17 protein-coding genes are annotated in these 19,790 nt (G+C 72.2%); 13 read left to right on the top strand and 4 right to left on the bottom strand.

Annotation, left to right across the window (positions count from 1 at the left end; all coding sequences use genetic code 11):
• Positions 1-44: 44 nt before the first annotated feature.
• Positions 45-1,769, bottom strand: coding sequence for a hypothetical protein (locus tag EMA09_RS05385; protein ID WP_129839404.1), 1,725 nt, complete (start codon positions 1,767-1,769; stop codon positions 45-47).
• A gap of 125 nt (positions 1,770-1,894) precedes the next feature.
• Here EMA09_RS05385 and EMA09_RS05380 point away from each other — a divergent pair, with 125 nt between their 5' ends.
• Complete coding sequence (locus tag EMA09_RS05380) at positions 1,895-2,869, top strand: carbohydrate kinase family protein (RefSeq protein ID WP_129839402.1); 975 nt, start codon at positions 1,895-1,897, stop codon at positions 2,867-2,869.
• 8 nt (positions 2,870-2,877) lie between these two features.
• On the opposite strand, the gene EMA09_RS05375 is transcribed toward EMA09_RS05380, so the two are convergent.
• Positions 2,878-4,272: a cysteine desulfurase/sulfurtransferase TusA family protein gene (locus tag EMA09_RS05375; protein ID WP_129839400.1), complete on the bottom strand. Its 1,395-nt coding sequence runs from the start codon at positions 4,270-4,272 to the stop codon at positions 2,878-2,880.
• A 223-nt stretch (positions 4,273-4,495) separates the two neighbouring features.
• Between EMA09_RS05375 and coxB the strand changes: the two genes are divergently transcribed.
• The 4 genes from coxB (at position 4,496) to EMA09_RS05355 (ending at position 8,991) form a co-directional block, all read left to right on the top strand.
• Positions 4,496-5,464 carry a cytochrome c oxidase subunit II gene (coxB, locus tag EMA09_RS05370; protein WP_129839398.1) on the top strand — a complete coding sequence of 323 codons (969 nt, stop codon included), beginning with the start codon at positions 4,496-4,498 and terminating at the stop codon, positions 5,462-5,464.
• 47 nt (positions 5,465-5,511) lie between these two features.
• Positions 5,512-7,185, top strand: a complete 1,674-nt coding sequence (gene ctaD / locus EMA09_RS05365; protein ID WP_346655866.1) for a cytochrome c oxidase subunit I — start codon at positions 5,512-5,514, stop codon at positions 7,183-7,185.
• A complete protein-coding gene (locus EMA09_RS05360) occupies positions 7,182-7,580 on the top strand; it encodes a cytochrome c oxidase subunit 4 (protein ID WP_129839394.1) in 399 nt (132 codons plus the stop codon). The genes ctaD and EMA09_RS05360 overlap by 4 nt, the downstream gene beginning before the upstream one ends.
• Positions 7,581-7,692: 112 nt before the next feature.
• Positions 7,693-8,991, top strand: coding sequence for an Ig-like domain-containing protein (locus EMA09_RS05355; RefSeq protein ID WP_129839393.1), 1,299 nt, complete (start codon positions 7,693-7,695; stop codon positions 8,989-8,991).
• A 115-nt stretch (positions 8,992-9,106) separates the two neighbouring features.
• Here the strand turns inward: EMA09_RS05355 and EMA09_RS05350 are convergent, their stop codons facing one another.
• Positions 9,107-9,508, bottom strand: a complete 402-nt coding sequence (locus EMA09_RS05350) for a response regulator transcription factor (RefSeq protein WP_129839391.1) — start codon at positions 9,506-9,508, stop codon at positions 9,107-9,109.
• Between the two features lie 99 nt (positions 9,509-9,607).
• Between EMA09_RS05350 and EMA09_RS05345 the strand changes: the two genes are divergently transcribed.
• The 5 genes from EMA09_RS05345 to trpD all read left to right on the top strand — a co-directional run bounded on the left by EMA09_RS05345 (position 9,608) and on the right by trpD (position 15,116).
• Positions 9,608-10,228, top strand: a complete 621-nt coding sequence (locus tag EMA09_RS05345; RefSeq protein ID WP_129839389.1) for a heme-copper oxidase subunit III — start codon at positions 9,608-9,610, stop codon at positions 10,226-10,228.
• A 91-nt stretch (positions 10,229-10,319) separates the two neighbouring features.
• Positions 10,320-11,129, top strand: a complete 810-nt coding sequence (locus tag EMA09_RS05340) for a c-type cytochrome (RefSeq protein WP_129839388.1) — start codon at positions 10,320-10,322, stop codon at positions 11,127-11,129.
• Positions 11,126-12,217, top strand: a complete 1,092-nt coding sequence (locus EMA09_RS05335; RefSeq protein WP_129839386.1) for a Rieske 2Fe-2S domain-containing protein — start codon at positions 11,126-11,128, stop codon at positions 12,215-12,217. The genes EMA09_RS05340 and EMA09_RS05335 overlap by 4 nt, the downstream gene beginning before the upstream one ends.
• Positions 12,214-13,869: a cytochrome bc complex cytochrome b subunit gene (locus EMA09_RS05330; protein ID WP_129839384.1), complete on the top strand. Its 1,656-nt coding sequence runs from the start codon at positions 12,214-12,216 to the stop codon at positions 13,867-13,869. Before EMA09_RS05335 ends, EMA09_RS05330 begins: the two co-directional genes overlap by 4 nt.
• 179 nt (positions 13,870-14,048) lie before the next feature.
• Positions 14,049-15,116 (top strand): anthranilate phosphoribosyltransferase, encoded by a 1,068-nt coding sequence (trpD, locus tag EMA09_RS05325; RefSeq protein ID WP_129839382.1) that lies wholly within the window; start codon positions 14,049-14,051, stop codon positions 15,114-15,116.
• Between the two features lie 207 nt (positions 15,117-15,323).
• Here the strand turns inward: trpD and EMA09_RS05320 are convergent, their stop codons facing one another.
• On the bottom strand, positions 15,324-15,605 hold the full coding sequence (locus EMA09_RS05320) for an Lrp/AsnC ligand binding domain-containing protein (protein ID WP_129839380.1): 282 nt from the start codon (positions 15,603-15,605) through the stop codon (positions 15,324-15,326).
• A gap of 167 nt (positions 15,606-15,772) precedes the next feature.
• Here EMA09_RS05320 and EMA09_RS05315 point away from each other — a divergent pair, with 167 nt between their 5' ends.
• From EMA09_RS05315 to EMA09_RS05305, 3 genes are all read left to right on the top strand, one after another.
• Positions 15,773-17,110 carry an NYN domain-containing protein gene (locus tag EMA09_RS05315; RefSeq protein WP_129843841.1) on the top strand — a complete coding sequence of 446 codons (1,338 nt, stop codon included), beginning with the start codon at positions 15,773-15,775 and terminating at the stop codon, positions 17,108-17,110.
• A gap of 382 nt (positions 17,111-17,492) precedes the next feature.
• Positions 17,493-18,506, top strand: coding sequence for a C40 family peptidase (locus EMA09_RS05310; RefSeq protein ID WP_206305905.1), 1,014 nt, complete (start codon positions 17,493-17,495; stop codon positions 18,504-18,506).
• Between the two features lie 269 nt (positions 18,507-18,775).
• On the top strand, positions 18,776-19,786 hold the full coding sequence (locus EMA09_RS05305) for a C40 family peptidase (RefSeq protein ID WP_240796235.1): 1,011 nt from the start codon (positions 18,776-18,778) through the stop codon (positions 19,784-19,786).
• Positions 19,787-19,790: the final 4 nt, after the last annotated feature.

The raw sequence follows: 19,790 nt of genomic DNA, 5'->3' as shown, positions 1-19,790 counted from the left end.
GGCGACCCCCTGCGGGTCGCCGCCTCCGGCATGTCCGCGGCGGCTCAGCCGATGGCCGGCACGCCGTTCTCCAGGACGCGCACCTCCCGGTCGCCGACCGGCGCGTCAAGTTCCACATCCACGCTCTGCCGCTCGGCGACCAGGATGCACTGCTCGCCGGGGTCGCGCTCACCGACGGCGGCGACGCTCACCGTGATGCCGTCCGCCGTCTCCTCGGCCGTGCCGGCGTAGGTGTCGCAGACGCCGGCCCAGAAGGTGACGGTCAGGACGCGGTCCCCGGGCTCGTACGGTTCCACGGACGTGCCGGGGTCCAGGGGCTCGGCGGACCCGTCGGGTGCGTCGGGCGCCGGCTCCGCGGGACCGGCCTGCGTGCCGCCGTCCCCGCTCCCGCTCTCCTCGTACGCCACGGCCGGCTGCGCCGCCTCGTACGGGCCGCCGCCCTCCTGCCCGGCCGCACGGAACAGCCAGGACGGCACCAGCACCGGTTCGTCGTCCGAGTAGCGCAGGGCGTAGCCGAACTCGGCCGTCACCGGCACCGGTTGTGCCGCGGACACGGCGCACTCCACGGCGTCCGTCGGCTCCTCGGCCGCGGCCGCGCCGTCGTGGGGCAGGTCGGGGGCGGCCGGCGGCACGTCGCAGGGCCGGGCCGGCGCGACCTCACCGCCGGAGCCGTCGCTCCCCGCCTCCCCCGCGGTGGGGACGGACGCGTTGTGGGCGTCCAGGGCCTCCCGGGCGCCGGTCACGCCCCGCTCCTCGGCCTCGGCCGGGACGCCGAGCGCCCCCTGCGCGGCGACCACGGTCCCGCGCCCGTCCACGAGCACCGTCGTCTCCATCCCGCTCACGGGCAGCCCGTCGAGCAGCGGGAGGGCGCGGACGACACGGCTGCCGCCGGCCGTCCCGCCCGCCTCGACGACGGCCCGGTCCGGGTCGTCGAGTCCCAGCTCGGCGAGCAGGGGAGCGGCGGCCTCCAGGGCGTCGGACGGGTCGGGCGGCCCGGCACCGATGTCCACGGCCGTTCCGTCGGCCGGGTCCGCGATGTACGTGCCGCCGCCGTACGTCCAGGAGCCGGGCGCGGCGCGCTGCACGGTCAGGCTCGCGGCGTCCGCGTCGGGTCCCGCGGCCACCCAGGAGGCGCCGCCGTCGCGTACCTCCCCGTCGATGCCGAGCGCGCGGGCCAGGCCCGCCGCCGTCTGCCGGTCCACGTCCGCCGCACCGTCCTCGGCGAACCGGTACACCGCGGCGATGCCGGGGCCGTTTGGCAGGTCGCCCTCGGCGACGAGGAGCCGTCCGCCGCCGTCCGGGAGCAGCGGATCGGGGACCGCGGCGTCCCCGCCGCCGGCCTCCGGCCCGCCGGGCACGGCGTCCAGGGCCAGGAACTCGGAGGCCGAACCGGACGATCCGGCCGGTGCCTCGCCGCCGGGACCGCCGGAGCCGCCGGCCACGAGGACCCCGGCCGTCACGGCGGCGACGACCGCGGCGGCGGCGAGCACGGGCACGGCCCGCCGACGCCCCCGCCACCACGGCGCACCCGCCGTGTCCCCGGCGGCAGGGGCCTCCGGGACCCGCTCCTCCGGCCCGGTGTCCCGGCTCGGCGCACCGCCGTCCGTGCCGGACGGGGCAGGGTCCCCCGTCCGGGTGCTCGTGCCGGCATCACCGGTCGCCGCGTCCGCCGGTCCGGCCGTGTCCGGCCCCTCGCCGGCAGGACCCGGCACCGGGGCCGTACCGCCGTGTCCCGCCGTCGTCCCACCGGCGGGAATGTCGCCCGTCATGGCATCGCCTCTCGCAGCATCTCCGAACCGCCGTCGGTTCCACGCCCGTTGGACGGGCCCGCGGGACGGCCGGTTCCCGCCGGTAGCCTGGGTCCCTCCGATCACCTCCAGGAAGCAGACACACCGTGCGCATCGCCGTCTCGGGCTCCATCGCCAACGACCATCTGATGACGTTCCCCGGCCGGTTCGCGGACCAGCTCATCGGCGATCAACTGCACACCGTCTCCCTCTCCTTCCTGGTCGACACCCTGGAGGTGCGGCGCGGCGGCGTCGCGGCCAACATCTGCTTCGGCATGGGCCAGCTCGGCGCCTCACCGATCCTCGTCGGCGCCGCCGGGCAGGACTTCGAGGAGTACCGCGCCTGGCTCGACCGGCACGGCGTGGACACCGGCTCCGTCCGCATCTCCGACCTCCTGCACACCGCCCGCTTCGTGTGCACCACCGACGCGGACCACAACCAGATCGGCTCCTTCTACACCGGCGCCATGAGCGAGGCCCGCCTCATCGAGCTCCAGGCCGTCGCCGACCGGGTCGGCGCCCTCGACCTCGTGCACATCGGCGCGGACGACCCCGAGGCGATGCTCCGGCACACCGAGGAGTGCAGGACGCGCGGCATCCCGTTCGCCGCCGACTACTCCCAGCAGCTCGCCCGCATGGGCGGCGACGAGATCCGCGCCCTGACCGAGGGCGCCGCCCTCCTCTTCCACAACGAGTACGAGAAGTCCCTCATCGAGACGAAGACCGGCTGGTCCCCGGCCGACGTCCTCGCCCGCGTCGGCACCCGCGTCACCACCCTCGGCGCGCGCGGCGTCCGCATCGAACGGGCGGGTGAGCCCGACATCGAGGTCGGCTGCCCCCAGGAGCACGCCAAGGCGGACCCCACCGGCGTCGGCGACGGCTTCCGCGCCGGGTTCCTCGCCGGCCTCGTCTGGGGCGTCCCCCTCGAACGCGCCGCGCAGATCGGCTGCATGGTCGCCACCCTCGTCATCGAGACCGTCGGCACCCAGGAGTACACGCTGCGCCGCGACTCGTACATCGAGCGGTTCACCAAGGCGTACGGCGAGGAGGCCGCCGCCGAGGTCGTCGCCCACTTCGGCTGACCGGCCGGTCAGCTCTCCCGCCGCACCCGGTACGCGACGCCCCCGTCCGGCGCGGGTTCCCCGCCGAGGAACGTCTGCCCCCGCATGCCGCACCACGCCGGGATGTCGAGACGCGCCGCGGGGTCGTCGGCGAGGACGGTCACCGTCCCGCCGACCGGGACGTCACCGATGACGCGCGCCAGCTCGATCACCGGCAGCGGGCACAGCTTCCCCAGCGCGTCCACGGTCACCCCCGCCGCGTCCCGCACGGCGCGGGCGGCCGTGTCCGGTACGTCCGTGAGCTGGGCGCGCACCCCGGCCACCGCGTCCGGCAGGACGGCGAGGAAACGTTCCACCTCCTCGCGCGGCGTGCCCGGCGGCAGCGACACACGGACGTTCCCTTCCGACAGCACGCCCATGGCCCGCAGGACATGGCTCGGCGTCAGCGTGCCGGACACGCACGACGAACCCGACGAGACGGAGAAGCCCGCCCGGCCCAGCGCGTGCAGCAGGGCCTCGCCGTCCACGTACAGGCAGGAGAACGTGACGATGTGCGGCAGCCGCCGCACCGCGTCGCCCACCACCTCCACGTCCGGCACCCGGCGCGGCACCTCGGCCCGCACCAGGTCGACCAGCGCCGCCAGCCGGGCAGCCTCCGCCGCGGCCCCGGCCCGCACCGCGCGCAGCGACGCGGCCGCCGCCACGACGGCCGGCACGTTCTCGAAGCCGGGGGAGCGGCCGCCCTCCCGCTCGTCCAGCGGCGCGCGCGGCTTGAAACGCGCCCCCTTGCGCACCACGAGCAACCCGACACCCCCGGGACCGCCCCACTTGTGCGCGCTTCCCGCGAGCAGCGTCCACGCCCCCGGCACGGCCTCCCAGCCGAGCGACTGCGCCGCGTCCACCAGCAGCGGAACGCCCCGCGCCGCGCACTCGTCCGCGATCTCCGCCACCGGCTGCCGCGTCCCCACCTCGTGGTTGGCCGACTGGACGCACACCAGCGCCGCGCCGCCCCCGGCGTCGATCGCCTCGCCGACCGCGCCGGGCGCCACCCGGCCCGTGCGGTCGACCCCGATCTCCGCCGCATCGCCGCCCGCCTCCCGGTGGGCGTCGGCCGCATGGAGGACGGCCGAATGCTCGACCGCCGACACCAGCAGACGCCGGCTCACCCGGGCGCGGCCCGCCAGCGCCCCCAGGATCCCGGTGTGCAGCGCGTGCGTCCCCGAAGGAGTGAACGTCAGCTCGTCGGGACGGCAGCCGACGGCCTCGGCCGCCGTCTCCCTGGCGGCGTCGAGCAGCAACCGCGCCCGGCGGCCCTCCCGGTGGAGCCGACCGGGGTCGGCCCAGCCGTCGTCGAGTGCGGCGAGGAACGCCTCCCGCGCGACGGGGTGCAGGGGCAGGGACGAGGCTGCGTCGAAGGAAGGCACGCCCGGAACGCTAATACGTCCCGGTGTGTCGCAGGCATACCTCACCGGCCGAACGCCTTCGTCCCCTCCGGCGCGTTAGGCGCACCCTCCCCGCGTGCCGCGTGGGGGCGTCCAGTAGGGTTTGGTCCGCATAAACATCCAAACCCCTGCCCGTGTCAGGGCCGGCCCCCGCTCCGTGCGAAGGCAGCCCGGACCATGGGCGAGACTCTCGGGAAGGCGCTACGTGAGTCCCAACGGCTCCGACCGCTCGTCGCGGCGCCCGATGCGGCGGAGAATTCTGCCGCCGGCGCTCCTTGCGGGCCTGGTCCTGGCAACCGCGACAGGTTGCACATCCGAGGACTTCCCCCGCCTCGGCATGCCCACCCCCGTGACGGAGGAGGCACCCCGCATCCTGTCCCTCTGGCAGGGTTCGTGGGCCGCCGCGCTGGCAACGGGCGCGCTGGTCTGGGGCCTGATCCTGTGGAGCGTGTTCTTCCACCGGCGCTCGAGGACCAAGGTCGAGGTTCCGCCGCAGAACCGCTACAACCTCCCCATCGAGGCGCTCTACACGCTCGTCCCGATCATCATCGTCTCGGTCCTCTTCTACTTCACGGCGCGTGACCAGTCGGAGCTGCTGAAGAACCCCGACCGGCCGAAGAACGTGGTCAACGTCGTGGCCTTCCAGTGGAGCTGGGCGTTCAACTACATCCAGCCGGTCGGCGAGGGCGACGAGTACGCCGAGGACGCGCCGGAGCTGTCGGCCATCCCCGACCGCTTCGAGGACATCTACCCGGAGAACTCCGACGGCGTCCACGAGGTCGGCACGCCCGCGCAGCACGACCCCGACACGGGCGACCCCGGACCGACGCTGTACCTCCCGGTCGGCGAGGAGACGACGTTCATCATCACCTCCCGGGACGTCAACCACTCCTTCTGGGTGCTGCCGTTCCTGATGAAGATGGACGCCATCCCGGGTCACACGAACAGCTTCACCGTGACTCCGACCCAGGAGGGCACGTTCCGGGGCAAGTGCGCCGAACTGTGCGGCACCGACCATTCCAGCATGCTCTTCAACGTCAAGGTCGTCTCCCCCGAGGAGTACGACGCCTACCTCCAGAGCTTGGCGGACGAGGGCCAGACCGGCTACGTCCCGGCCGGCATCGCCCAGACGGACGCCGCCCGGAACGCCGAAACCAACGAGGGGCGAGCGTGAGTATCCTCGAAGAGCGCCAGTCGGCCGACACGGAGGCGCAGCCACCGATCGTCCGGCCCAAGCGGCCAGGCGCGACCGCCATCAAGTGGCTGACCACCACCGACCACAAGACGATCGGGACGCTGTACCTGGTCACGTCGTTCGCCTTCTTCATCTTCGGCGGCATCATGGCGCTCGTCATGCGCGCCGAGCTGGCACGGCCGGGACTCCAGGTCGTGTCGAAGGAGCAGTTCAACCAGCTCTTCACCATGCACGGCACGGTGATGCTGCTGATGTTCGCGACGCCGCTCTTCTCCGGCTTCGCGAACTGGATCATGCCGCTCCAGATCGGCGCGCCGGACGTGGCCTTCCCGCGTCTCAACATGCTCGCGTACTGGCTGTACCTCTTCGGCAGCCTCTTCGCGATCGCCGGCTTCCTCACCCCGCAGGGCGCCGCCGGCTTCGGCTGGTTCGCCTACTCGCCGCTGTCCGACGCGATCAGATCGCCCGGGCTCGGCTCCGACATGTGGATCATGGGCCTCGCCTTCTCCGGCTTCGGCACCATCCTCGGCTCGGTCAACTTCATCACGACGATCATCTGCATGCGCGCTCCCGGCATGACGATGTTCCGCATGCCGATCTTCACCTGGAACGTCCTGCTGACCGGTGTGCTGGTCCTGCTGGCCTTCCCGGTCCTGGCCGCCGCGCTGTTCGCCCTGGAGGCGGACCGGACGTTCGGGGCACACATCTTCGACGCGGCCAACGGCGGCGCGATCCTGTGGCAGCACCTCTTCTGGTTCTTCGGCCATCCCGAGGTGTACATCATCGCCCTGCCGTTCTTCGGCATCGTGTCCGAGGTCATCCCGGTGTTCAGCCGGAAGCCGATCTTCGGCTACATCGGCCTGGTCGCCGCGACCATCACCATCGCCGGCCTCTCGGTGACGGTGTGGGCGCACCACATGTACGTGACGGGCGCGGTCCTGCTGCCGTTCTTCTCCTTCATGACATTCCTCATCGCCGTCCCGACCGGTGTGAAGTTCTTCAACTGGATCGGCACGATGTGGAAGGGATCGCTGAGTTTCGAAACACCGATGCTCTGGTCGGTCGGCTTCCTGATCACCTTCCTCTTCGGTGGTCTGACGGGCGTCATCCTGGCGTCCCCGCCGCTCGACTTCGCCGTTTCCGACTCGTATTTCGTCGTCGCCCACTTCCACTACGTGGTTTTCGGAACCGTCGTCTTCGCGATGTTCGCCGGATTCCATTTCTGGTGGCCGAAGTGGACGGGCAAGATGCTCGACGAGCGGCTCGGCAAGATCACCTTCTGGACGCTGTTCATCGGCTTCCACGGGACCTTCCTCGTGCAGCACTGGCTGGGTGCCGAGGGCATGCCGCGCCGGTACGCCGACTACCTCGACGCCGACGGCTGGACCGCGCTGAACACCATCTCCACGATCAGCTCGTTCCTGCTCGGCCTGTCGATGCTGCCGTTCTTCTACAACATCTGGAAGACCTGGAAGTACGGCAAGCCGGTCGACGCCGACGACCCGTGGGGCTACGGCCGTTCCCTCGAATGGGCCACGTCCTGCCCGCCACCCCGGCACAACTTCATCACGCTGCCCAAGATCCGCTCCGAGTCGCCCGCGTTCGACCTGCACCACCCCGAGGTGTCGGCGCTCGACGAGCTGGAGAACGACGCCCGCCACGAGCTGGAGGCCGTCGGTGGTAAGGAGGCCGGACAGTGAGAATCCAGGGACACCTCTTCGCGTGGCTCGCGGTCTTCATGCTGGCCGTGGCCGTCGTCTACGGCATGTGGTCGAAGGAACCGGTCGGCACCACGGGCCTGTTCCTGGCGTTCGCCCTGTCGGCGATGATCGGGTTCTACCTGGTCTTCACCGCCCGGCGGGTGGACGCCGGCGCCCAGGACAACAAGAACGCGGACGTCGCCGACGACGCCGGTGAGGTCGGCTTCTTCAGCCCGCACAGCTGGGCGCCCCTGGCGCTCGCGGGCGGCGGCATGTTCGCCTTCATGTCCCCGGTCTTCGGCTGGTGGCTGCTCTACTTCACCTTCCCGCTGATCGGCTTCGGCCTCTGGCTGTGGGTGTACGAGTACTACCGGGGCGAGAACCAGAACCAGTAGCCCGCCCCACCGCACCACCACGGGACCCCCGTACGGCCTGTCCGTACGGGGGTCCCACCCGTATGCAGTCACCCAGCGTGCCGCTTCAGGTCAGCGTCCTTACGTTGTGTCCATGAGCCACAAAACTCGGATACAGCTCGGCTGCACGCTGGTACTGGCCCCGCTCGTGGCCGGGCTCACCGCGTGCGGCGGAGGCGCGAAGCCCCTGGCCGGCGAGGCGTACGACGCCGCCGGACAGCTCTCCTTCGGCACCGCCGGCGAACGCGACGGTGCCGAGGTCGATCCGGACACGCCCCTCAGCATCACCGCCAGGGACTCGGGCACCCGGATCACCGACGTGGTCGCCACCGACGGGGACGGCAGGACCCTGACCGGCGAACTGTCCGCCGACGGGCGCGGCTGGCGCTCCACGACGGCGCTCGCCGCCGAGGCCGAGTACACGGTGAAGGTGAGCACCGAGAACGGCGACGGCGACCCCGGACGCGGCGTCCACACCTTCAGGACGGGCGACTCGGAGGCTGATCGGCTCACCGTCGCCTTCGGCCCCGAGGCGGGCACGTACGGCGTCGGGCAGCCCATCACCGCGACGCTCAGCGAGGGGGTCGCCGACCCGGCCGAACGCGCCCTGGTCGAGAGTTCCCTGACGGTCACGTCGGAGCCGGCCGTCGAGGGCGCCTGGCACTGGGTGGACGACAAGGAGCTGCACTACCGTCCCCGCGAGTACTGGCCCGCCAACGCCTCCATCACCGTCACGTCCGGCCTGGACGGCCTGCCCATCGGCGACGAACTGCGCGGTGGGGAGACCAAGAAACTCACCCTGCGAACGGGTGACCGCATCGAGGCCGTGGCCGACATCAGCACCCACCACATGACCGTCTCGCGCAACGGCGAGGAGCTGCGGACGATCCCCATCACCACCGGCAAGGAGGGGTTCGCCACCCGCAACGGCATCAAGGTCGTCCTCGGACGCGAGCAGTACGTCCGCATGACCGGCACCAGCATCGGCATCCCCGCCGGCTCCGCCGAGTCCTACGACCTGCCGGTCTACTGGGCGGCCCGGCTGACCTGGAGCGGCGAGTACGTCCACGGGGCGCCCTGGTCGGTCGGCTCCCAGGGCTCGGCCAACGTCAGCCACGGCTGCACGGGCCTCAGCACGGAGAACGCCCAGTGGTTCTACGAGCTGGTGAAGCCGGGCGACATCGTGCAGCACGTCAACGGCTTCGGCGAGGACATGGCGCCGTTCGGCAACGGGTTCGGGGACTGGAACCTGTCCTGGGACGAGTGGCTCGCCGGCAGCGCCCTCGACGAGGCGTCCGGCGGCGGCACGGCACAGGGCGCGGGCGCCGACCGGGAGAAGGACTCCGGAGGCTCGGACGACGCGAAGGCCGCACGGCTCACCCCCGCCGTCTGACCCCGCGCCACCACGACGGCGGCGGCCGCCCCGGGATCCGGGACGGCCGCCGCCGTCGTCGTGGGTGCCCGGGAGGAGCCGTCCGGAGCAGCGTGCCCCGACCCGGGCGGGTGAATCACACCGTGGCCGGCAGGGCCGAACGCAGCAGCGCCGTCACCCCCGCGGCGAGGTCGGCCGGGTCCACCGGGTGGGCCACGGCGGCCTCGGCGCGGCTCCAGGTCGCCAGCCACGCGTCCTGCGGACGGCCGATGAGGACCAGGACCGGCGGGCAGCCGAAGATCTCGTCCTTGATCTGCCGGCACACCCCCATGCCGCCCGCGGGGACGGCCTCGCCGTCCAGCACGCAGGCGTCGACACCGCCCCGTTCGAGCTCCGTCAGGACGGCGGGCAGCGTGGCGCACTCGACGTACTCCACCGGCGGCAGGTCGGCCGCGGGCCGCCGGCCCACGGCGAGCCGCACCTGCTCACGGGTGTTCACATCGTCGCTGTAGACCAGCACCGTCGCGGTGCGCTGCATCGTTCCTCCGCGGGTCGCGTTGGGTCCGTTGCGCGGATGCTACTCCGTGGACACACCGAACCCCACCCCGAGACAAGTGCCGGAAGGGCGACCGACATAATGACGGGCGTGGCGACAGCAACAGCAGTAGAAACAGGGCACGCGACTCCCTCGGTCAACCGGCCGAACGTCACCAGCGTCGGTACGGTCATCTGGCTGAGTTCCGAGCTGATGTTCTTCGCGGCCCTCTTCGCGATGTACTTCACCCTGCGGTCGGTGATGGGTGCTGACTTCTGGCAGGAGAAGGCCGACGCGCTGAACCTGCCGTTCTCACTCACCAACACCACGATCCTGGTGCTCTCCTCCCTCACCTGCCAGCTCGGCGTCTTCGCGGCGGAACGCGGCGATGTGAAGAAGCTCCGCGGCTGGTTCGTGGTGACCTTCATCATGGGCGCGATCTTCATCGGCGGCCAGGTGACGGAGTACACCGAACTGGTGAGTCACGAGGGAATCTCGATCTCCTCCGACCCGTACGGTTCGGCCTTCTACCTCACCACCGGGTTCCACGGCCTGCACGTCCTCGGCGGACTGATCGCCTTCCTGCTCGTCCTCGGCAGGACGTACGCGGCGCGTCGGTTCACGCACGAGCAGGCCACCACGGCGATCGTCGTGTCGTACTACTGGCACTTCGTCGACGTCGTGTGGATCGGCCTGTTCGCCACCATCTACCTGATCCAGTAGGCGCCGGCCGCCGTTGCCGCACCGCACGCACGCACGCATGCTCGTCCCGACAGCAGCACCGACGCAGAAGATCCTGACACCGGGGTAATCCGTGAAAAAGCTCTCCGCACGACGGCGCCATCCGCTGGCGGCGTTCGTCGTCCTCCTCCTCGCGCTGGCGGCCACAGGGGGGCTGTACGCCGCATTCGCTCCCGCGGGTGAGGCCCAGGCCGACAACTCGGACCAGTCCCTTGCCATCGAGGAGGGCAAGCAGCTGTACGAAGTCGGCTGCTCAAGCTGCCATGGCAGCGGCGGTCAGGGCAGCAGTGACGGCCCCTCGCTGATCGGGGTGGGCGCCGCGGCGGTCGACTTCCAGGTCGGCACCGGCCGTATGCCCCTCCAGCAGCCCGGTCCGCAGGCGCCGGTCAAGCCGGCCGTGTACACGCAGACCGAGATCGACCAGCTCGCCGCCTACATCGCCTCGCTGGGCCCCGGCCCGGCCGTCCCCGAGGAGTCGGCGTACGACCCGGCCGACGGCGACGTCGCCCGCGGTGGCGAGCTGTTCCGCACGAACTGCTCGCAGTGCCACAACTTCACCGGCGAGGGCGGTGCCCTGACGCACGGCAAGGAAGCGCCCAACCTCCACGACGTGGATCCCCGCCACATCTACGAGGCCATGCTCACCGGGCCCCAGAACATGCCGTCCTTCCCGAACACCACGCTGACCGAGCAGGACAAGCGCGACATCATCGCCTGGCTGGACGAGGTCAACACATCGGACTCCGCGAACCCGGGCGGCTTCTCGCTCGGCGGCTACGGACCGGTCGGCGAGGGTCTGTTCGCCTGGACGATCGGCATCGGCGCACTCGTCGCCGTGGCCGTCTGGATCGGCGCCCGGAGCACTAAGGCCAGGAAGTCATGAACGACCACGACGAACACGACGACGCCTCGAAGGCGCAACAGCACGGCGCGCACGGCGACAACCTCCCCGAGCACCGGCAGGCGGCGGGCGACGGCGCGCTGACCCCGGCGGACGACCCGTTCGCCGACCCCGGTCTCCCGCCGCACGAGCCCCGCAGGCAGGACATCGACGAGCGGGCGGCCAAGCGCTCCGAGCGCACGGTGGCCCTGCTCTTCACGGTCTCGATCCTGGCGACCATCGGCTTCATCGCCTCCTACGTCGCCATCCCGATCGACGAGATCGTCTACATCTGGCCCTTCGGCCACGTCAGCGGTCTGAACTTCGCGCTCGGCCTGACGCTCGGCCTCGCGCTGTTCTGCATCGGCGCCGGCGCCGTGCACTGGGCGCGCACCCTGATGTCGGACGAGGAGATCGTCGACGAGCGGCACCCGGTCGAGGCCAGCCCCGAGGTCAGGGAGCACGTCTTCCAGGAGTTCCGCAAGGGCGCCGCCGAGTCGCAGATCGGCCGCCGCAAGCTGGTGCGCAACACCATGCTCGGCGCGGTCGCGGTCGTCCCGCTGGCCGGCGTCGTCCTGCTGCGCGACCTCGGCCCGCTGCCGCACGAGAAGCTCCGCCACACCAAGTGGAAGAAGGGCTCCCTCATCGTCAACGAGTCGACGATGGAGCCGCTGCGGCCGGAGGACATCACCGTCGGCTCCCTCACGCAGGCGATGCCCGAGGGCATGAGCCCGCACGACGAGGACTTCCACGAGGAGATCGCGAAGGCCGCCGTCATGCTGGTGCGCCTCGAACCGGAGGACATCAAGGACGCGAAGTCCGCCGACTGGGGTCACGAGGGCATCCTGTGCTTCTCGAAGATCTGCACGCACATCGGTTGCCCTGCGACCCTGTACGAGCAGCAGACCCACCACGCGCTGTGCCCCTGCCACCAGTCCACGTTCGACCTCTCGGACGGCGCCCGGGTCCTCTTCGGCCCCGCCGGTCACCCGCTGCCGCAGCTGCGTATCACTGTGAACGACGACGGTTACCTCGAAGCGCTCGGCGACTTCGAGGAGCCCCCCGGCCCGAGCTTCTGGGAGCGCGGATGAGTACGGCGACGGATTCCCCGACCACGTCGAGCACGCGGCGGCCGGGCACCAAGGCACCCGCGGGCGAGCGCGTCGCGGACTGGGCCGACGGCCGGCTGGGCCTCTACAGCCTGGCCAAGGCCAACATGCGCAAGATCTTCCCCGACCACTGGTCGTTCCTGCTGGGCGAGATCTGCCTCTACAGCTTCGTCATCATCATCCTGACCGGCGTGTACCTCACGCTGTTCTTCGTGCCGAGCATGGCGGAGACCGAGTACGTGGGCTCCTTCAAGCCGATGCAGGGCATCATGATGACGGAGGCGTACGCGTCGGCCCTCGACATCAGCTTCGACGTCCGCGGCGGTCTGCTGGTCCGGCAGATCCACCACTGGGCGGCGCTCATCTTCGTGGTCGGCATCTTCTTCCACATGATGCGCGTGTTCTTCACCGGCGCGTTCCGCAAGCCGCGTGAGATCAACTGGCTGTTCGGCTTCCTGCTGCTGGTCCTGGCGGTCTTCACCGGTCTGACGGGCTACTCGCTGCCGGACGACGCGCTGTCGGGCATCGGCATCCGCTTCATGGAGGGCGCGATCCTGTCCGTGCCGATCATCGGCACGTACCTCCAGATGTTCATCTTCGGCGGCGAGTTCCCCGGGCACGACATCATCCCGAGGTTCTTCATCGCGCACGTCCTGCTGCTGCCCGGCATCATGCTGGGGCTCGTGGTGGCGCACCTGATCCTGGTCGTCTACCACAAGCACACCCAGTACGCGGGACCCGGCAAGACCAACACGAACGTCGTCGGCCCGCCGCTGCTGCCGGTGTACATCGCGAAGGCCGGTGGCTTCTTCTTCCTGGTCTTCGGCGTCATCGCGGCGATCGCGGCGACCGTCACGATCAACCCGATCTGGGTCATGGGTCCCTACCGGCCGGACCAGGTGTCCACGGACGCCCAGCCGGACTGGTACCTGGGCTTCTCCGAGGGCCTGGTGCGCATGATGCCCGGCTGGGAGTGGGTCATCCCCGGCGGCTACACGCTGAACTTCGGTCTGCTGGTGCCGCTGGCCATCTTCCCGTCGATGCTCATCGCGATCGGCGCGTGGCCGTTCTTCGAGAGCTGGGTCACCCGGGACCCGCGCGAGCACCACATCGCGCAGCGCCCGCGCAACGCCCCGACGCGCACCGGGTTCGGCATGGCGTGGCTGACCGCGTTCGGCGTCACGATGCTGGCCGGCGGCAACGACGTGTGGGCCGTGAACTTCAACCTCTCGATCAACGCCATCACCTGGTTCTGCCGGGTCGGGTTCTTCGTCCTGCCGGTGATCGCGTTCTTCGTCACCCGGCGGATCTGTCTGGGACTCCAGCGGCGCGACCGGGACAAGGTCCTGCACGGCCGGGAGACCGGTGTCATCAAGCGGCTGCCGCACGGCGAGTTCATCGAGGTGCACGAGCCGCTGCCGCCGGAGAAGCTGCACGTCCTCACCTCGCACGACCAGCAGCAGCCGTACGAGATCGGTCCCGCGACCGACGAGAACGGCGTGCAGCGCAAGGTCGGCCCGGTCGACCGGATGCGTGCCCGCATCAGCCGCGGTTTCTACGGCGAGCAGGCGCAGATCCCGAAGCCGACGCGCGAGGAGTACAAGGAGATCACGAGCGGTCACGGGCACCACTGAGTCCCGTCCGAGCGATCACCGCGTCATGAGCGCCGCGGCCCCCACCTGCGAGGTGGGGGCCGCGGCGCTTCCGTTAGGCTCGCCCTGCCGGGGCCGCTCTCCCGCGGCCGGCCCGGCACCCCCGTACGGACGGCCGGAACGGCCGGCGTCCGCCCGATGTCCCGCCAGGAGTGATTCCCATGAGCGCTGTGTTCCCCGCAGGAGGCGACCACGCGGCGGCGCACGCCTGGCCGGACGTGCTGAGCACCCTGCTGGCGGGCCGTGACCTGCCGGCGTCGGCGACGGCGTGGGCGATGGACCGCATCATGTCGGGCGAGGCGACCGACGCCCAGATCGCCGGGTTCGCGGTGGCGCTGCGCGCCAAGGGCGAGACCGTCGAGGAGATGACGGGCCTCGTGAACGCCATGTACGGACACGCGAACCTGATCGAGGTGCCCGGGCCCGCCGTCGACATCGTCGGCACGGGCGGCGACCGCGCCCGTACGGTCAACATCTCGACGATGGCGTCGATCGTCGTCGCGGGGACGGGCGCCCGGGTCGTCAAGCACGGCAACCGGGCCGCGTCCAGCGCGAGCGGTGCCTCCGACGTGCTGGAGCAGCTCGGCATCGCGCTCGACCTGACGCCGGCGCGGGTCGCCGAGGTCGCGCTGGAGGCCGGCATCACGTACTGCCCGGCGGTCACGTTCCACCCGGCGCTGCGGCACGCGGCGGTGGCCAGGGGCGAGCTGGGCGTCGGCACCACGTTCAACTTCCTCGGGCCGCTGACGAACCCGGCGCGTGTCACGGCGCAGGCCACCGGTGTGGCGGACGCGCGGATGGCGCCGATCATGGCGGGGGTGCTCGCCGCGCGCGGCTCCTCGGCCCTGGTGTTCCGGGGCGACGACGGCCTGGACGAGCTGACCGTCACCGCCACCTCGACCGTGTGGGTGGTGCGGGACGGCGCGGTGCGGCAGGAGACGTTCGACCCGCGCGAGATCGGGGTGGCGCTGGCCCCGGTGGAGGCCCTGCGGGGTGCCGATCCGGCGCACAACGCCGAGGTGGCCAGGCGGGTGCTGGGCGGCGAGAGCGGTCCCGTGCGGGACGCGGTGCTGCTGAACGCGGCGGCCGCCCTCACGGCGCTCGCGCCGCGTGAGGTGCCGCTCGCCGAGCAGCTCGCCGACGGGATGGCGCGGGCGGCCGACTCGATCGACAGCGGGGCGGCGAAGTCGGCGCTCGAGCGCTGGGTGGCGGCGACCGCGCGGGCGTAGTGCTGCCTCGCGGGCGGGCGACCCCGCCCGCCCGCGACCCCCTTCTAGGGTCTGTCCGGCGGGTCTTGTCGCGGCTCGCGGCGTCGGATGCGGTGCATCGCAAGGCGCCGGATCGCAGCTCATACCCGTTCGTATTCGCGCGATGCGGCAACGCAGCGAGGTGCCGTAGCCGGCGTCGCGAGACAGGCAAGATCCGCCGGACAGGCCCTAGGAGTCGAGGCCGATCGAGAACGCGGCTTCGAGGTCGTGCTGCGAGTAGGTGCGGAACGCGATGTGCGTCTCCGTCGACTCGACGCCGGGGATCTTGCTGATGCGGCCGGGGATGACCTCGGCGAGCTGCTCGTGGTCGCGGACCCGGACCATGGCGATCAGGTCGTGCGGGCCGGTGACGGAGTAGACCTCGCTGACGGCGTCCAGGCCCGCGATGCGCTCGGCGACCTCGGGGACGCGGTCCACGGCGGTCTTGATCAGCACGATCGAGGTGATCACGGCTGGTCCCTTCGTCCTGTGGTCTGGGTGCGCAGACCTCACCTTAGCCCGCCGCGGCAGACGCGGCCGCTACCAGGCCGTAGGGTGAACGGGGAACACGGACAGGCTGACGGACGGTGTGCGCGGTGACGGAACCCACTGAGGGTGAGGAGGGGACGGGACGACCGGTGGCGGCGGAGCACGACGCCGGACCGGCCGAGACCCTCGACCGCCCCCTGCCCGAACGCGTCCGGCACCGGGTCATCGCCCTGGCCGGTGACGCGTTCGGGGGCCTGCGCATGGGCGAACTCCCTCTGTCACTGCGGCAGTACGCGCGGTTCACGCCGGCCCGGCGGATGAAGTTCGGCGGCAGCGCGATGGCCGCGGCCCTGGAGCGCGACGCGGACTTCCGCGCGCGGGTCGCCGACGTGCTGCGGCACACGGCGTCCGAGCTGGCCGAGGCCGTGGAGAGCGGGACGCCGCCGCCGGCCGCCGACCCCGTCGAGGTGGCCGCCGCCGCGTTCCTGCTCCGCCCGGCCGGCTGGGCCAAGCTCGTGGCGGCGGCGGGCGAGGAGGCGCAGCGCGCCCAGGAGGAGCGGGCTGGCCAGGAGCGGGAACGCGAACTCGCCAGGCTCCGCGACGAGCTGGCGCACGCGAGGTCCGCCGCCCGCGCGGACGCCGAGCGGCTGCGGGCCGAGGCGGAGGCCGCGCGGAAGGAGGCCGACGCCGTCCACCGCAAGCTGCGCGCCGCGCAGAGCGACGTACGGCGCGGCGAGGCGGCGCTGCGGAAGCTGCGTGCCGAGCTCGACGAGGTCCGCGCCGAGGCGGCGGCCGGCCGTACCGCGGCGGAGAGCGAGGCGCGGCGGCTGCGGGGGCGGCTCGCCGAGGTCGAGTCGGCGCTGGAGTCGAGCCGCAGGGCGGTCCGCGAGGAGCGCGGTATCGAGGACATGCGGCTGCGGCTGCTGCTCGACACGGTCCTCGACGCCACCCAGGGGCTGCGGCGCGAACTGGCCCTCCCGCCGGTGCGCCTGAAGCCGGCGCAGACCGTGGACGCCGTGGAGCCGGGGGACGCGGGGCCGCAGGACATCGCGCACCGGGCGCTCGCGGGGGACGACCCGGCGCTTTTGGACCAACTGCTCGCGCTGCCGCAGGCGCACCTCGTCGTCGACGGCTACAACGTCACCAAGACCGGTTATCCGGCGCTGCCGCTGGAGAAGCAGCGGCTGCGGCTGATGGGCGGCCTCGCCGTGCTCGCGGCGCAGACCGGAGCGGAGATGACGTGTGTCTTCGACGGCGCCGAGCTGGCCGCCCCGGTGCTGCTGACGCCGCCGCGCGGGGTGCGGGTGCTGTTCAGCAGGCCGGGGGAGACGGCCGACGAGCTGATCCGGCGTCTGGTGCGCGCGGAGCCGCCCGGCCGTCCGGTGGTCGTCGTCTCGTCGGACCGCGAGGTCGCGGACGGCGTGGCCAGGTCGGGCGCGCGTCCCGTCGCGTCCACGCTGCTGCTGCGGCGGCTTGCCCGGACCTGATCCGGTACGGGCGGCCGGTACCGGTTGCCCGGTGCCGGGGGAGTCGTCCGGTTTCGGTGGAGCGGCGTGGTTCGCGGGCTCCGGTGGCGGTTTCGCGCGGTGCGGGCGCGACGCTGTGTGGGGACACGGCTGCGGCGCGTCGGTGGTAAGTAAAATAACAGCGCCGGGATTTGAACCTGCGAAAGTCCTGTCGCTAGGGTCAGGCGTCGAACCTTCGCGCGGTTGATCACCCCACCCGGGGTGACCGTGAAGGACCGCCGAATCCGCGGCTCGTGCCGTGGGCCGGGGTCGCACGTTCCACCGACCCGGCAGGCGGCTGAGGAAGAAGGAGACCGCCCCAGTGGCGTCCCACCGTCGTCCCAAGCAGCCGAGCCGCGCACGCATGACCATCTTCGGCGCCGCCGCCGGCGCCGCCGTCACCGTCGGCATCACCGCCACCTCCGCGCAGGCCGATCCGCAGCCGTCCATCGAGGACGTGCAGGCGGACGTCGACGCGCTCCACGATGAGGCGGAGGTCATCACTGAGGAGTACAACGGCGTCAAGGAGCGGGCCGACGAACTCGAGGCCCAGGTCGAGGACCTGCAGGACTCCGCGGCCCGCACCCAGGAGGAGCTGAACGAGCTGCGCTCCAGCCTCGGTTCGGTGGCGGCAGCGCAGTACCGCAACGGCGGCCTCGACCCGTCCGTACAGCTGTTCCTCGCCTCCGACCCCGACGCCTACCTCAGCCAGGCGTCCACCCTCGACCAGGTCAGCGGCCGGCAGGCCGAGACGCTGCAGACCATCGAGACGAAGCAGCGCCTCCTCGACCAGCAGCGCGACGAGGCCGCCGACGCGCTCGCCGAACTGGAGGACCTGCGCTCCGAGCTGGAGGACCAGCAGGAGGACATCCAGGACCGGCAGCGCGAGGCCCAGGAACTGCTGAACACCCTCACCGAGGAACAGCAGCAGCAGTTGGAGCAGGAGCGGCTGCAGCAGCAGCAGGAAGCGCTGGACCAGGTCTCGCGCGACTCCGGCCGCTCGGACGTCACCGTGGACGTCGAGGGCTCGGGCTACGCGGGGGCCGCGCTGAGCGCCGCCGCGACCAAGCTGGGCTCGCCGTACGTGTACGGCGCCGCCGGCCCGTCGTCATTCGACTGCTCCGGGCTCACGAGCTGGGCCTACGCCCAGGCCAACGTGTCCCTGCCGCGGACCTCGCAGGCCCAGGCGCAGATCGGCCCGCACCTCAGCCAGAGCGAACTCGTCCCCGGCGACCTGGTGTTCTTCTACGGCGACCTGCACCACGTCGGCCTGTACGCGGGCAACGGGCAGATCCTCCACGCGCCGCGCACCGGCTACAACGTCGAGTACCTCTCCATCAACGCGATGCCGTTCCAGTTCGGCGTGCACGTCGGCTGACCCGGGGCCGTGAGGCGCCGCCCGCGCCACGTTCCGGCTCGGCCGGACAGGTGATTGGAGCGTGGGCGCGCGCCCCCCTGCGCCCCCCGCGTGACCTGCGGTTGCGTCTCCCCGGGCGGCCGTGACGCTGTGTCGCGGTTTCGTCACTTGCCGTGGTGACGCGGCTACATTCTGCTCCGCTTTGGTCCCCACCGAAGGGAGCGCGGCCAGCAGTGGTCACCCACCGACGTCATCAGCACGCCCGTGGCAGGCGCGCGGCACGTGTCTCCGTGGTCTCCGTGGTGTCCGCCACCGCGGCGGCCGCCCTGACGGCCGCGCCCGTGCAGGCCCTCCCCGCGGCCCCGCCGCCCGACAGCGCGGCGGCGGCCCGCGCCGTGGACCGGCTGCTCGCCGACGCCGAACGCGCCGTCGAGGCGTACAACGGCACCGCGGAGCGCGTCGCCGACCTGGAGGCCGACCTGGAACGCACCCGCGACCGCGTCGCCCGCGGCCAGCAGGCCGTCAACGACCTGCGCGCCGACCTCGGTTCCGCCGCGGCGGCCCACTACCGCTTCGGCAGCATCGACCCGACGATCGCGCTGATGCTGTCCGACAGCCCCGACACCTACCTCGACCGCGTCATGGCGTTCGAGCGGGCCAGTGACCGCCGCTCCGGCGAACTGCGCGACCTGCTGGCCGCCCAGCGGACCCTGCAGCGCGTCCGCGCGGAGGCCGACGACCGGCTCGCCGAACTCGCCGCCGAGAAGGCCGAACTCGAACGCCGCAAGGACCGCGTGCAGCGCCGTCTCGCCGACGCGCGGGCCGAACTCGACCGCCTCACCGCCGAGGAGCGCGCCGCCCACGAGGCGGACCGCCGCGAGCGCGCCGAACGCCGCGCCGCGCGCGCCGCCCGCGAGCCGGCCCCCGCGGCCCCGGCCGCGCCGACCGCCGCGTCCGGACGCGCGGCGGACGCCGTGGCCGCCGCGCTCTCCGCCATCGGCAGCCCGTACGTGTGGGGCGCGACCGGCCCCTCGTCGTTCGACTGCTCCGGGCTCGTCCAGTGGGCCTGGGGCCGCGCCGGCGTCGCGCTGCCCCGCACGTCGCAGGCGCAGGCCGGCGCGGGCACGCGCGTCCCGCTGTCCGCCGCCCGGCCGGGCGACATCGTCGTCTACCGCGACGACGCGAGCCACGTCGCGCTGTACGTCGGCGGCGGGGAGGTCGTCCACGCGCCCTACCCCGGCGAGTCCGTCCGGCGGGACCCGGTCGGCATGATGCCGGTGACCGGTGTCGTCCGCCCGTGAGCCG

It is taken from the genome of Streptomyces sp. RFCAC02, from assembly GCF_004193175.1.
Classification (GTDB): Bacteria; Actinomycetota; Actinomycetes; order Streptomycetales; family Streptomycetaceae; genus Streptomyces.
The sequence above is the reverse complement of the archived record's forward strand: the minus strand, read 5'-3'. Positions and strand labels throughout refer to the sequence as shown.